Consider the following 11,930-nt stretch of genomic DNA (forward strand, 5'->3'; position numbering starts at 1 on the left):
CCGCTCCGCGTGCTGCGGTGGGCGGGGTGGTCGGACCTCGGCGGCCCGGACTTCACCCTGTAGACCTCGACAGTGGAAGCCGCTCGTCCCGGGCGGGGCATTCCGGCTCGCGAAAGGGGGACTCTCGCTCACGGTTGCGGGTCAGCGCCGGCTTCGAACCGGCTTCCCCCCACACGGGACGTATGCAGTTGTGTGCCCGGCGCACCGGGTGCCGACACCGTACCGCCCGGGCGCGCGACGACGCCAGAGCAGCTGCCGGCACCCGGTGCGCCGCTGGTCACACCTAGGGAGCGGCGATGCTCGGCGGGGCGCCGGCGCCGAAGGACCAGCCCTCGACACTGCCCGGCGCGGGGTTGTAGCCGGTCGCCCCCGACGTGCTGTAGGACCAGGAGCCGCCGCTGGACGCATGCCAGTACGACCAGTACGCGGTGGCCGGCGGGGTGTTGACGCACGGCTCGGTCGCGGCGGTGGGCTTGCCGTTGATCCGGCAGACGAAGGCCAGGCCCCAGCGGGCCGTGCCGGTGACGGTGAAGCCGGCGGCCTGGAGCGCGGCCAGGCCGGTGGCCGGATCGCCCGGCGCACAGGCGACCTGGACGCCGCCGCCGAGCGCGGCGAAGTCGACGACCACCGTGACTCCCGAGGTGCCGGCGCAGGCGGCGGCGTGCGCCGCCCGGGGCGCGGGTTCGACTGCGGTCAGCGCGACGCCGGCCACGACGGCGGCCAGCAGGCCGGCCAACCAGCTACGGGCGGTGGAACGATGACGGAACACGGATCCTCCTGTGATCGGATGAGCGGCGAGGCGGTTCACGGGCAGGCGAGCGCCGGTGCGCCGGGGTCGGCGCCGGCGGCGGACAGACGGGCGTACCCGATCCCGGTGAGACCGAGGACGGCCTGGGCGGTGGCCCGGGGTGCGGTGGCCGGGTCGAAGCCGCCGCCGTCGAAGTCGACGGCGCCCCGGTCGGCCGGCGCCCCGGCGCAGCCGACCTGGAGCCCGGCGAGGAATGCCCGGGCCCGCGCCCAGGCCGGCGGCCGGTGGCCGTCGCGCAGGGCCTGCGCGGCGAGGCCGGTGCTGTTGGCGTTCGGCGTGCCGGCCGCGTTGGCGAAGCCGCCGTCGGCACGCTGAACGGACACCAGCCAGCGCAGCCCGGCGGCGGCGTCGGCCGGACGGTCCGCGGCGCGCAGCGCCTGCGTCACGAGCGCGGTGGCGTCCACGTCGGACGTGCAGACCGGTTGCGCGGGCAGCAGCGGGTAGCCGCCGTCCGGGCACCGGGTGCCGGCCAGCCAGGCCGCCGCCGCCGGCGGCGCCCCGGCCGCCGTACGATCCAGCGCCAGCAGCGCGAAGGACTGGCTGAACGCGTTGCTGTAGTCGCCGTACGCGGACCGGTCGCTGAACCGGCCGGCCGGCGTCTGGAGCGAGCGCAGCCGGGCGATCAGGTCCACCCCGCCGACGTCGGTGGGGTCGCCGCCGCGCACCTGCACGGCGAGGGCGAGCTTGGCGGTCGCGCCCGCGTACGCCTCGGAGACGCCGTCGCCGAGGTAGCCGTCGCGGATGTCGGGCCTGGTGACCCAGGCCAGCGCGTCGGCGCCGTGGTCGTCGGCGACGCCGGTGGCGGCGAAGGCGAACACGGCGTCGAGGGTCAGCCCCTGGTCGGGGTAGGCGACACCGTCGAAGACCGCCTCGAAGCGTTCGCCGTCGACGAGTTGCCGGGCGAGCCAGCCGCCGGCGGCCTCCGGGCGGGTGACGCCGGCGCGCTCGGGGGCGGCGACGGCCGGTGTGGTGAGGGTGAGGGCGGCGAGTACGCCGCACAGGAGCGCGAGCAGGCGGTGCCGGCTTCGGCGGACGACCATCGGAAGCGCCTTTCCGGCCCGGCGGTCGTCGAAAGCCCGGACGACCGCGGCAACGCCGCGTCGACCGGGACTCCGACCCGTGGGCCACGACGGGTGGGGAGCGGGTGCACGCGTACGACGGGTATTCGGGCTCGCCGCCGCAGAGTTTTCTCTGGGCGGCCTACCGTTGCGGGCCAGCGCCGGATTTCGACCGGTCTTCCCCCGCACGTACACGCGGTGGTTCAGTTGTCGCGACAGTCTGCTGTGGCCGGAGCGCCGATGTCAATGCGCCAGGAGCCGGCCACGTGCCGTGACGGCCGGCGGAGCCGGCGGTTTCACATCCCGGCGCCGAGACGTCGTCCCGGCGCGTGCGGGTGAGGCGCGCCGGCGAAGGACGCCCGCTCTTCACCGGGCGTCCTTCACCGTGGGGTCGCGGTCAGCGGGGCCGCGAGCCGGTCATCGGCGGAACGGCCCGGTGACGCAGTAGGTGATGCCGCCGGAGGACGAGCCGGTCGTGCCGCGTTGCGACGAGAAGTACAGCCGGTCCCCGGCCGGGGTGAACGCCGGCCCGGTGATCTCCGAACCGCTCTGTCCGGTGATCCGCAGGAAGACCGAGATCTTGTCGTCGGGCGTGATCATGCAGATCTCCATGTTCCCGCCGTCCTCGGCGACGTACAGGTCACCGGCAGTGGATCCGGTGATGTTGTCGACCCCGGTCAGCGGAGGGGTGCCCGGACTGACCAGGTTGTCGTCGTAGGCGAGCTCGTACGTGCCGGCAGCCAGGTTGACCTGCCAGACGCGGTTGTCGCCCTTCGTGGTGAACCAGACGGTGTCATCCGCGTAGTGACAGCCCTCGCCGCCGTTGAACGTCTTCGCGCCGGACACCTGCTGCCGGGTCGGGGTGGGCGAGCCGTCCGGATCGGGCACCGTGGCCCAGGTGAACGTGCCGGAGGTCGCCGTACCGGCGCGGAAGACCTGGAGGGTTCCGGCGGAGAGGTCGCCCCAGGTGGTCGGCACGAACCGGTAGAACTTGCCGTCGGTCTCGTCCTCGGTCAGGTAGACGACCCGGCGGACCGGGTCGGCCGCGGCCGCCTCGTGCTTGAACCGTCCCAGCGCGGGACGCGCCACGGCGGTCCCGCCGAGGGGGTACGTCTCGAAGACCCGGCCCAGGGACACCTCCTCGCAGGAGAGCCACGTGTTCCACGGCGTCTTCCCGCCGGCGCAGTTGTTGTTGGTGCCGGAGAGGATCCGCGACGCCCCGATCACGGCACCGCTGGAGTCGAAGACGAGGCGCGAGGCACCGCCGCCCGCCCCGGCTGACACCTCCGAGTTCGACACGTAGATCCAGCCGGTGCCGTTCGGGAACACGGCGCCACCGTCCGGAGCGTCGTGCCAGGTGTACGACGTCCCCGGCACCGTCCGACGGGATCGCGCGACGACCGAGCTGGTGAAGCCGGCCGGCAACTGGATGCCGTTGGCGTCGGCGGGCTGGAGCCCACCGTAGGGCCCCGCCGCGTTCTGCGCCGGGGCTCCGTACGCCGCCGACCACGCGGTGAACGGCAGCGCGACAGCGCCCGCACCGACGACCGCGGCCCGCAGCATTGCTCGACGATCCATGGAACCTCCTCGGTAGGTTCCCCAGATCTGACCGGGCGGAGCTTACGCACATCGATCTGTTGGATGAACGTCGATGGACGCCTCGGTGCGCGACGTCGTGTCACCGGCCGTCTCGTCCGTCGCCCTGCCGGTGGCGGGAGCGACTCGCGGTCGGCCCCCGCCACCGTTCGCATGGCGGATCAGCCCTTGCGCCACTTCTGGTTGGCGGTGCCCCCGCAGTCCCAGAGCTGGAGCCTCGCGCCGTCGTTGCCGTTCCAGTCCTTGATGTCGACGCACTTTCCGGCCTGGAGATTGACCAGGTCGCCGGCCGCGTTCAGGGTGAACTGCTGGGCGCCGGTGCCGTTGCAGGTGTAGAGCTGCACCGCCGCCCCGTTCGCGGTGGACCCGGCGTCGATGTCCATGCACTTGTTGTTCTGGCTCTTGAGCGCCGTACCGCTGAACGTCCACTTCTGCGCGTTGGTGTTGTTGCAGTTCCACATCTGCAGCGGCGCGCGGTCGACGAAGTTGGAGCTCGGCACGTCGATGCACTTGTTGTTCCAGTTGCTGACCACTGGCACCCCGGTGGTCGGGGTGCCGCCGCCACCGCCGGTGAACGGGCTGAGGATCAGTCCGGCCGAACGGGGGTCGCCGTCGTGCACCAGCGACTCGAATCCGCCGACGTCGTCGAAGGCGAACGCGTACGCCCGGCCGTCGGTCATGTTGGCGTGGATCAGGCGGGCGTACTGGTTGGTGGGGTTGCTGCGGTAGAAGTCGGCGGCGTTCGTGCTGGGCTGGGTGTCGATGGTGCCGAGCGTGCCGCGGTTGAGGGCGGCGCAGAGTGTACGCGAGATCGGGCCGACCACCTGGTCGTTCGGCGCGGGCAGGTCGCCGTCGCAGCCCCAGACGCTGGCCGAGGAGGGCCGGTTGAAGGAGGCGACGACCTGGCCGCTGCCGTTGGTGAAGGTCATGGTATTGCCCGAGGTACGGCCGTAGTACCGGATTGCGGGCTGGTCGGCGAAGGGCGCCACGGTCAGGGTCTTCGTGGTGTACGCGTTCCACGCGGACGCGATGTACGAGTCCAGGTACGTGGTGCTGAGCAGGCCGGCCCCGGCCGCCTTGCCCGGAGCCAGGACGCGCAGCACCGTCCCGTCGGAGCGGGTGTGGACGGTGCCGGCCCAGCCCGGCTGCGCCCGGATCCCGTCGATGACCGCGTTGCGTCCGTTGGCCACCACGTCGCCGGTGCGCTTGGTGACGCCGTTGGCACCGGTCACGGTGACCGCGTGCGGGATCGCGAACATGTCGACCTGGGAGCTGTTGAGCCACAGCCCGGAGTCGTTGTAGGTGAACTCGCTCCAGTCGAACAGGATGTCGCGGTTCGCGTCACCGGCCGCCCAGGGCGCGGGCTGCACCAGTCCGTCCGGGGTGAGGAAGAACTTCAGCTTCTGCCCGAGGGAGAAGTAGGCCCGGCCGGAGAAGCCGCGGGGGAACTGGATCGTGGTGCTGCCGCCGTTGCCGGGGCCCGGTATGGAGACGTCCGGCGCGGGCGACGGCGGGAGCTGCCCGCCGGTCCACGGTACGAAGGCGCCGCCGGAGGTGACGTAGCCGAGCCGGCCGGAGGACAGCTGGACGCCGATGACGTAGAGGTAGACCGGGTCGCTGCGGCCGGTGGTGTTGGTGACGGTGACCGGCAGCAACGCCGGTCCGACCGCCTGGGCGGGCGTGGCGACGACGGCGCCGGTGAGCCCGGCGAGCAGGGCGGACGCGGCGGCGAGCAGCTTTCTTCGGAGACGCATGGCGACACCTCGCGGGAGACAGGGGACGGGAGAGCGCTCTCTCAGCAGGGTCCAATTGTTAATATTGTTTGTCAATAGGTGGTTGCCTATGGATCAGGGCCACGGCGAAGGTCACCGGTTGATTAAGATCCACTCCGGAACAGTCGACTGTGGATTGGGTGGGTAGGTTCATGAAACGCATGCTTTCGGCGCTGACCGCGCTGGTGACCGTCGCGGCGGGCCTGACGGTCGGCGCCCCTGCCGCCCAGGCGGCCGGCTCCTGCTCGGGGACCATCACCTACAGCCAGGTGCAGTCGTCCGGGCTCGGTGAACTGGTGATCTACTACAACAGCAGCAACGGCGGCACCAACAGCGCCTGCTTCTACCACCGCGGCGCGGCGTACGGGAAGTCGGCGCCCACCTTCGTGCAGATCTACCGCTGCGCGGAGCGGTCGGGCGAGGGCGCGCACTGCACCCGGTCGGGCGGCGCGGACACCAATTCCGGTGACTTCAGCTATTACGCCGGCCCGGTCGCCGTCACCGGTACGGCGAACTACTGCGTCGAGGCGGTCGGCTACATCGGATGGGCCGGTGAGCGCCACCAGATCTACAGCCGCCGCCAGGGCTGCTGAACCCGCTTCCTCCCCCGGACCGGGGCCGGCGCACGATGAGCGCCGGCTCCCCGGCCGGGCCGGGTCAGACGGCCAGCGCGCGGCGGCACCTGGTGAGTTCCGCGCGCAGATCCCGGCGCAGGGCGCGGTCCAGGCCGGGCTGGGCGAGCGCCTGGGCGAAGTCGCGGGCCGCCTCGTCCCACCGGCCCAGCCGGGCCAGGGCCGTACCCCGGTTGTAGCGCGGCACGGGAGCCTCCGACAGCGCCACCGCCCGGTCCAGGTCGGCGAGCGCGGCGGCCACGTCGCCGCGCTCGAACCGGGTGGCCGCCCGGTTCGTCCACGCCTCCACCAGCTCGGGGTCCCCACTCAGGGCCCGGGTGAGCAGTTCGTCGGCCTCGGCGGGCCGGCCGCGCTCGGCGAGGACCAGGCCCAGGGTGCACAGCAGCGCGGGCTCCTGCGGAGCACCGGCCAGCCCGGCCCTCGCACCCGCCTCGGCGGCGTCCAGCGCGCCGCGCTCCACGTGCAGGTTGACCAGGGCGATCCGGGCGTCGAGGTGCCCCGGTTCGATGGCGAGCACCCGCTCCAGGTCGGCGCGAGCCCGCTCGGGACGGCCTCGCTCCTGCTGGAGCACGGCCCGGTTGTAGTACGCCTCGGGCAGGTGCGGCCCCAGCCGGATGGCGGCGTCGTAGTCCCTGATCGCGGCTCGGGTCCGGCCCGCCGCCCGGTGGAGGGCGGCGCGGTCCACGTAGTACTCGCAGTTGTCGGGGTCATGGGCGATCACGGTGTCCAGGTCGGCCAGCGCCCGCGCCGGGTCGCCCAGCGCGAGGTGCACCTGCGCCCGGTTGTGGCGCAGCCGGGCCAGGTCCTGCGGGCGTTCGCCGGGGCCGAGCGCGGCCGTCAGCCGGGCCAGCCCGTCGTCGACGAGCCGCAGCGCACGGTCGGGCCGGCCGGCCCGGCTGTCCAGCAGCGCCAGGCCCTGCTCGTAGAAGACCGTCGACACCAGCCGCTGGCGTGGGTCGGCCAGCTCGGCGGCGAGGTACAGCGCCCGCTCCAGCCAGTGCCGGGCCAGCGCCGGGTCCTGGTCGGCCGGCGGCAGATGCCGGGCGTGCAGCATGGCGGTGGCGTACGCCGCCGACATCGTGATCTTCGGATCGTCGGTGGCGGCCCGCGCCTCGTCGTAGAGGTCGAGCGCCTCGGGGGCCCGGTTCAGGGCCGCCAGGGCGGTGGCCAGGCCGGTGGTGAACGCCCACCAGTGCCGCAGGTCGCCGTCGGGCGTGACCGCCGCCCGCCCGCGCCGGGCGACCCGGGCCGCGTGGTGGTAGTAGCCGCGGGCCAGGCTGTCGCCCAGGGCCCGCCGCAACGCCTGCGGGGTGCGCTCGTCGGGCACCGGGTCGGGGGCACCGTCGTCGCGCAGGTCGAGGCGCACCGGGGCCGGCCCGAGCCGTCGGGCCAGCGCGTCCAGCAGTTCGGCTGTCGTCTCGTCGGCGCTGGCGACGTGATCGAACCGGACGGTCACCGGCCGCCGGAGCGTGCCGGCCCAGGCCGCCACGAGTTCCGCCGCGCCGTAGGCCAGGCAGGCGGTACGGCGGGCCGGGTGGAAACGGATCGGCTCTTCCTCGGCGGCCGGCCGGGCCGCCGGATCGAGCCGGGGAGCGATCGCGTGCAGTTCGACCGCGTGCCGGGCCGCCAGGCGGGGCCGGTCGGCGGCGACGCGGCCGAGGAAGGCCGAGACCCCGGCGTACGGTCCGTGGTCGCGGTGGCAGTCGTAGCGCTCCGCCCCGTCCGTCACCGCAGGGCCCGGCGCCGCAGGGGCGGGCGCCCGGGAGCGCCCGCCGGGCCGGCAGTTACCAGCACCACTCGATCCACAGCCGGCGTGCGCCGGACACCAGACGGAGTGCAGTCGTGCGACGGATGGTCATCGTCCTCATAGGAACCTCCGATGTGATGCACCTCAGGGCTGGCCCAGAGCGTAATGCCGGTCGATGGAAATAAGAAGAGTTCTCGCGATTCGCGGCCGGCGAAGCCTGCGCAGGCGTACGACGGTCAGCGCGACAGCATCCGGCGGACCCGGCTGCCCACCGCCTGCTTGACCTGGTCGCGCAGTGGCTGCGCGCGGCGTGCCGTGAGCTTCTGCTGCAGCGTCCGGTTCTCGTCCCGCAGCCACTGGATGCGCGTCAGCAGTTCCTCGGCGGTGTAGGCGGAGGCCGGCCGGACCGCCGGCGGGTAGACGGTTCGGCGGACCTGCTCGTCGAAGCGGGTGGCGCTGTCCCCGTCGGCGAACGACAGTCCGAGGTCGTGCTTGGCGAGGAACGCGGTGATCCGCGCGAAGCGCTCCTTGTGGCCCTCGTTCAGGGCCGTGTAGTCGGCTTCCTCGTAGAGCTGGGCGGCGTCGACGTCGGCCGGTACGTCGCGCATCAAGCGGTGCGGGATGTCGAAGTAGCGGGCCAGTTCCAGGGTGCGCGAGTCGTGTGCGAGGAGATACCCGGGAGTGCCGGAGATCAGCGCCGTGATGGTGCCGTGGATCCGGGTGCCGAAGGCGAAGTCGAATCCGGAAAGATACTCCATCCAGGGCCACGGGTCCATGAACATCCGCACCTTGTCCTCGACGAAGAGCGGGTGTGAGGTGTGGATCGGCATGTCGTCGGTCTTGCCGCGCAACGTCGGCGCGTCGCCGTAGAGCAGGGTGCCCAGGGTGTACAGCCCTTGCGCCACGTAGCGCAGGTTCGGGTAGCGCTGGTGGTGGTGCCGGACGATCGGGGCCAACGCGCGGACGTACGGCGAGATGACGAACGCGAGCCGATCCTCGGTGTCCAGGGTCGCCTTCGCCTTCTCGACCCGGAGGCTGTCGCCGTGCAGGAACATCGACGGGCAGCCGATCTGCTCGACGGCGGAGAAACCCAGCGTCCGCAGGTAGCTCTCGCTGATCTCGCCGCGTACGCCGATGCTGTGCGATCGGTCCAGCACCGCCCGGCAGAACGCCGTCACCGGCTCGTCGATCGGGCGCAGGTACTCCCGGTCGCCGTCCACGTCGGTCTGCACCCCGACCCCGAGCACCACCACCGGGATCTTGAGCCGCTCGATCAGCCGGGTCATCGACGTCAACCGGTTCACGTAGTCGCGGCGGAACGCGTTCGCCAGCGGGATCACGAAGACGTCGTACTTCTCGTTGATCTCGTCGGCATCGCGCGGGTCCGCCCGGAACCGCGACGGGGTGATCTCCGCCGTCGAGGTGGCCAGCAGCTTGTGCGCGGCGTGACTGAAGACCAGGTTGCCGCTGTTCTTGCCGATCCAGTCCCGCTCGTAGGTCTCCTCGGCGGTGACGACGTCGAACGGGCCCTTGCGGGCTCGCAGCAGGATCCGCTGGTGCATCCGGGATGTCCACCCTTCGTCCCGGACGCCACGGCGCCCGGCGAGGCCGAAGCGGCGCGACCGGCCGAGCACAGCCCCGTTCCGTGCAGGAACAGAAATCCTACGCCTCGACAGGGAGAGGTGCCGTCAGACCTGCACCGGGTCGGGTCAGGCGGCGTGAACCGCTGTGGTGTCCGCTGCAGGCCGGCCGTAGCGGCGACGCAGCCGGGCCTCGGCGCGGGGGTTGCGATTGGCGAGGTTCAGGTCGCCGCCGTAGTGCGCCAGAACCCGTGGGTTCATCACCCGGTACCACAGCGGCGGGACGAGAGCGAGCAACACCATCGAGGCGTAGCCTCCGGGCAGTCGCGGCGAGACGTCGAAGCTGCGCAGCGTCTGGTAGCGGCGCAGCGGGTTGGCGTGGTGGTCGCTGTGGCGTTGTAGCTGGAAGAGGAACACGTTGGTGACGACGCGGTCGCTGTTCCAGCTGTGCCGCGGGTCGACCCTCTCGAAGCGGCCGGTGGCCGTGCGCCGGCGGCACAATCCGTAGTGCTCGAGGTAGTTGACCGCTTCCAGCAGCGAGAAGCCGACGATCGCCTGCAGGAGCAGGAAGGGCACGAGCCGCCACCCGAACACCGCGATCAGCAGGGCGAAGAGCACGACGGTCATGAGCCCGGCGTTGAGCAGGTGGTTACGCAGCGTCCACGGGCTCCTGTGCCGCAGCCGGAAGCGGCCGATCTCCAGCCGCCAAGCCGAGATGAGGCCGCCCCAGACCGTACGTGGCCAGAACGAGTAGAAGCTCTCCCCCAGCCTGGCGCTGGCCGGGTCCTCCGGTGTGGCGACACGGACATGGTGTCCGCGGTTGTGCTCGACGTAGAAATGGCCGTACCCGGTGGGCGCGAGCGCGATCTTCGACAACCACCGCTCGACCGTCTCGCGCTTGTGGCCGAGCTCGTGTGCGGTGTTGATGGCCAATCCGTTGACGATCCCGATGGTGGCGACCAGGCCGGCGGCGCCGGCGACACCGAGGCCGCCACGCGTCCAGACCCATGCTCCGTGCAGCAGGGCGGCGTACTGCACCGGCAGGAACAGGAACGTGATCCAGCGGTAGTAGCGGACCTCCTGCAACCGCCGGGCGATGTCGTCGGGCGGGTTCTCTCCGTCGTCACCGAGCAGCACGTCGATGATCGGGATGAGTCCGAAGACCACCGCCGGGGTGAGCCACCAGGCAGCGGGTCCGGCGCCGGCCCGCCATAACGCGTACGCCAGAAACGGCAGCACCGGCACGAGGAGAGCCAGCGGCCACAGGTGCTTCTTGCCGTCACGCCAACCGGCGGCTGGAGCATCGATCGAGGTCTGCATGTACCGCCTCCGGAGTGTCGAGCGCTGCGTCGACTGTCACACGGATAACCACGCTTGACAATATCTGACCCAACGTCAATTCAATGGACACCGAAGGCGCTCGTGTCCAGTCGGTAGACTCGGCGCACCATGGCCGCCCCTCCGCCTTATCGCCACACCGCCCGCCGGCACCTGCGTGACGCGGTCATCACGGCCGGCCGCGACCTGGCGATCGACCGCGGCTGGGACGCGGTACGAATGGCCGACGTGGCGGCCCGCGTGGGCGTGAGCAGGCAGACGCTCTACAACGAGTTCACCAACAAGGCCGGACTGGGCGAAGCCATCGCACACCGCGAGATCGACCGCTTCATGGACGGTGTGCGGGAGGCGTTGTCCGCCCACGGCAGCGACGTGCGAGCCGCCGTCCACGCCGCGGTCACGTTCGTGTTGACGCAAGCCGGGACCGATCCGCTGGTCAAAGCCGTCCTCAACAGTGCCCGAGGCACCGACGCCCTGCTCCCCTACCTGACCACCCGCGCCGACCTGGCCCTGGCCGCCGCCGTCACGGTGCTGAGGGAGTGGGCGGACAGGCACCTGCCCCGGGTGTCGCCCGATGATGTCACCGTCGGCGCCGAATCCCTCGCGCGACTGGTCGTCAGCCACATCGTGCTGCCGACCGCGCCCGTCGACAACACCGCCGACACCCTCGCCGACCTGGCACGACGCTTCCTGGACCCGCCGCGCGCGTGAACGAGCGCGACAGCCACCCCCGCGCCACGCGCGGGGGTGGCGGTCCGTTGAACGCCGATCCCGGCGTGGTCAGAGGCCGGCGGCGGCGTCGTACCGGCGCCGCAGGTCGGCCATCTCCGACGGGGGCAACGCCTCCCTGAGTGCCAGGGCCTCGTACTTGTCGGGGAACATCTCCCGTAGCCGGTCGACGAACCTGACGTCGGCGGTCGCCTCGACCACCTTGATGCCGGGAGGCTGGGTGGTCATGTCCATGATCACCGGGCCGACGAGTTTGACCGCCCCGTCCCAGTGGCGCTTCTGTTCGGCGACGCCGCAGAGGTGGAAGCCGTAGACCGTCCGGACGTCGGCCAGGGTGGCGGCCCCGGTGGGCTCGTGGCCGTAGACATGGACTCCGCAGACGATCGCCGGCGCGGCCTGCTCTCCGGCCGGCACCTGTGGGGCGGTGTGCCCGGCGTGCTGGTGATGTGCCGGGTCCGCCTGCTCGAGGGTCGTACGCATCCGGGCCAGGATCTGCCGGCGGAGATCTGCCGGGTCCGTCCTCGGGGTGGTCGAGGTGACCACGGCGGCCACACCGATCGACGCGGCCAGCAGGCACACCTCGATCCACACGACGCGGCTTCGGTACCAGCCGCCGACGCCTGCCCGGGAAGTCATGATCGTTCTTCACCTCATCGCGGTTCCTGATGGT

General features: G+C 71.9%; 10 protein-coding genes and 2 riboswitches. Of the genes, 2 read left to right on the forward strand and 8 right to left on the reverse strand.

The window, feature by feature from the left end; genetic code table 11:
- Window positions 1-74 precede the first annotated feature (74 nt).
- Window positions 75-192: riboswitch (cobalamin riboswitch) on the reverse strand.
- 91 nt (window positions 193-283) lie between these two features.
- The 4 genes from CLT75_RS11615 to CLT75_RS11630 all read right to left on the reverse strand — a co-directional run bounded on the left by CLT75_RS11615 (window position 284) and on the right by CLT75_RS11630 (window position 5,216).
- A complete protein-coding gene (locus CLT75_RS11615; protein ID WP_135240817.1) occupies window positions 284-769 on the reverse strand; it encodes a hypothetical protein in 486 nt (161 codons plus the stop codon).
- Window positions 770-804: 35 nt separating this feature from the next.
- On the reverse strand, window positions 805-1,848 hold the full coding sequence (locus CLT75_RS11620; protein WP_135240818.1) for a prenyltransferase/squalene oxidase repeat-containing protein: 1,044 nt from the start codon (window positions 1,846-1,848) through the stop codon (window positions 805-807).
- A 99-nt stretch (window positions 1,849-1,947) separates the two neighbouring features.
- Window positions 1,948-2,073, reverse strand: a riboswitch (cobalamin riboswitch).
- 210 nt (window positions 2,074-2,283) lie between these two features.
- On the reverse strand, window positions 2,284-3,444 hold the full coding sequence (locus CLT75_RS11625; RefSeq protein WP_135240819.1) for an alkaline phosphatase PhoX: 1,161 nt from the start codon (window positions 3,442-3,444) through the stop codon (window positions 2,284-2,286).
- Between the two features lie 179 nt (window positions 3,445-3,623).
- The gene (locus CLT75_RS11630; RefSeq protein WP_135240820.1) at window positions 3,624-5,216 is read right to left on the reverse strand and encodes a beta-1,3-glucanase family protein; all 1,593 of its coding nucleotides are present in this window, start codon (window positions 5,214-5,216) and stop codon (window positions 3,624-3,626) included.
- A gap of 170 nt (window positions 5,217-5,386) precedes the next feature.
- Here CLT75_RS11630 and CLT75_RS11635 point away from each other — a divergent pair, with 170 nt between their 5' ends.
- Complete coding sequence (locus tag CLT75_RS11635) at window positions 5,387-5,827, forward strand: hypothetical protein (RefSeq protein WP_135240821.1); 441 nt, start codon at window positions 5,387-5,389, stop codon at window positions 5,825-5,827.
- A 64-nt stretch (window positions 5,828-5,891) separates the two neighbouring features.
- On the opposite strand, the gene CLT75_RS11640 is transcribed toward CLT75_RS11635, so the two are convergent.
- The 3 genes from CLT75_RS11640 to CLT75_RS11650 form a co-directional block, all read right to left on the reverse strand.
- Window positions 5,892-7,595, reverse strand: coding sequence for a tetratricopeptide repeat protein (locus CLT75_RS11640; RefSeq protein WP_135240822.1), 1,704 nt, complete (start codon window positions 7,593-7,595; stop codon window positions 5,892-5,894).
- A gap of 254 nt (window positions 7,596-7,849) precedes the next feature.
- Complete coding sequence (locus CLT75_RS11645) at window positions 7,850-9,175, reverse strand: polysaccharide pyruvyl transferase family protein (RefSeq protein WP_135240823.1); 1,326 nt, start codon at window positions 9,173-9,175, stop codon at window positions 7,850-7,852.
- A 147-nt stretch (window positions 9,176-9,322) separates the two neighbouring features.
- A complete protein-coding gene (locus CLT75_RS11650) occupies window positions 9,323-10,513 on the reverse strand; it encodes an alkane 1-monooxygenase (RefSeq protein ID WP_135240824.1) in 1,191 nt (396 codons plus the stop codon).
- A 129-nt stretch (window positions 10,514-10,642) separates the two neighbouring features.
- Between CLT75_RS11650 and CLT75_RS11655 the strand changes: the two genes are divergently transcribed.
- Complete coding sequence (locus CLT75_RS11655) at window positions 10,643-11,242, forward strand: TetR family transcriptional regulator (protein WP_135240825.1); 600 nt, start codon at window positions 10,643-10,645, stop codon at window positions 11,240-11,242.
- 69 nt (window positions 11,243-11,311) lie between these two features.
- Here the strand turns inward: CLT75_RS11655 and CLT75_RS11660 are convergent, their stop codons facing one another.
- Window positions 11,312-11,896, reverse strand: a complete 585-nt coding sequence (locus CLT75_RS11660; RefSeq protein ID WP_135240826.1) for a hypothetical protein — start codon at window positions 11,894-11,896, stop codon at window positions 11,312-11,314.
- Window positions 11,897-11,930: the final 34 nt, after the last annotated feature.

It is taken from the genome of Micromonospora sp. CNZ285 (genome assembly GCF_004637285.1).

Coding starts and splice junctions, on each gene's coding strand:
- CLT75_RS11620 (WP_135240818.1), bottom strand. CDS start 1,848: ATGGTCGTCCGCCGAAGCCGGCACCGCCTGCTCGCGCTCCTGTGCGGC.
- CLT75_RS11625 (WP_135240819.1), bottom strand. CDS start 3,444: ATGGATCGTCGAGCAATGCTGCGGGCCGCGGTCGTCGGTGCGGGCGCT.
- CLT75_RS11630 (WP_135240820.1), bottom strand. CDS start 5,216: ATGCGTCTCCGAAGAAAGCTGCTCGCCGCCGCGTCCGCCCTGCTCGCC.
- CLT75_RS11635 (WP_135240821.1), top strand. CDS start 5,387: ATGAAACGCATGCTTTCGGCGCTGACCGCGCTGGTGACCGTCGCGGCG.
- CLT75_RS11645 (WP_135240823.1), bottom strand. CDS start 9,175: ATGCACCAGCGGATCCTGCTGCGAGCCCGCAAGGGCCCGTTCGACGTC.
- CLT75_RS11650 (WP_135240824.1), bottom strand. CDS start 10,513: ATGCAGACCTCGATCGATGCTCCAGCCGCCGGTTGGCGTGACGGCAAG.
- CLT75_RS11655 (WP_135240825.1), top strand. CDS start 10,643: ATGGCCGCCCCTCCGCCTTATCGCCACACCGCCCGCCGGCACCTGCGT.
- CLT75_RS11660 (WP_135240826.1), bottom strand. CDS start 11,896: ATGACTTCCCGGGCAGGCGTCGGCGGCTGGTACCGAAGCCGCGTCGTG.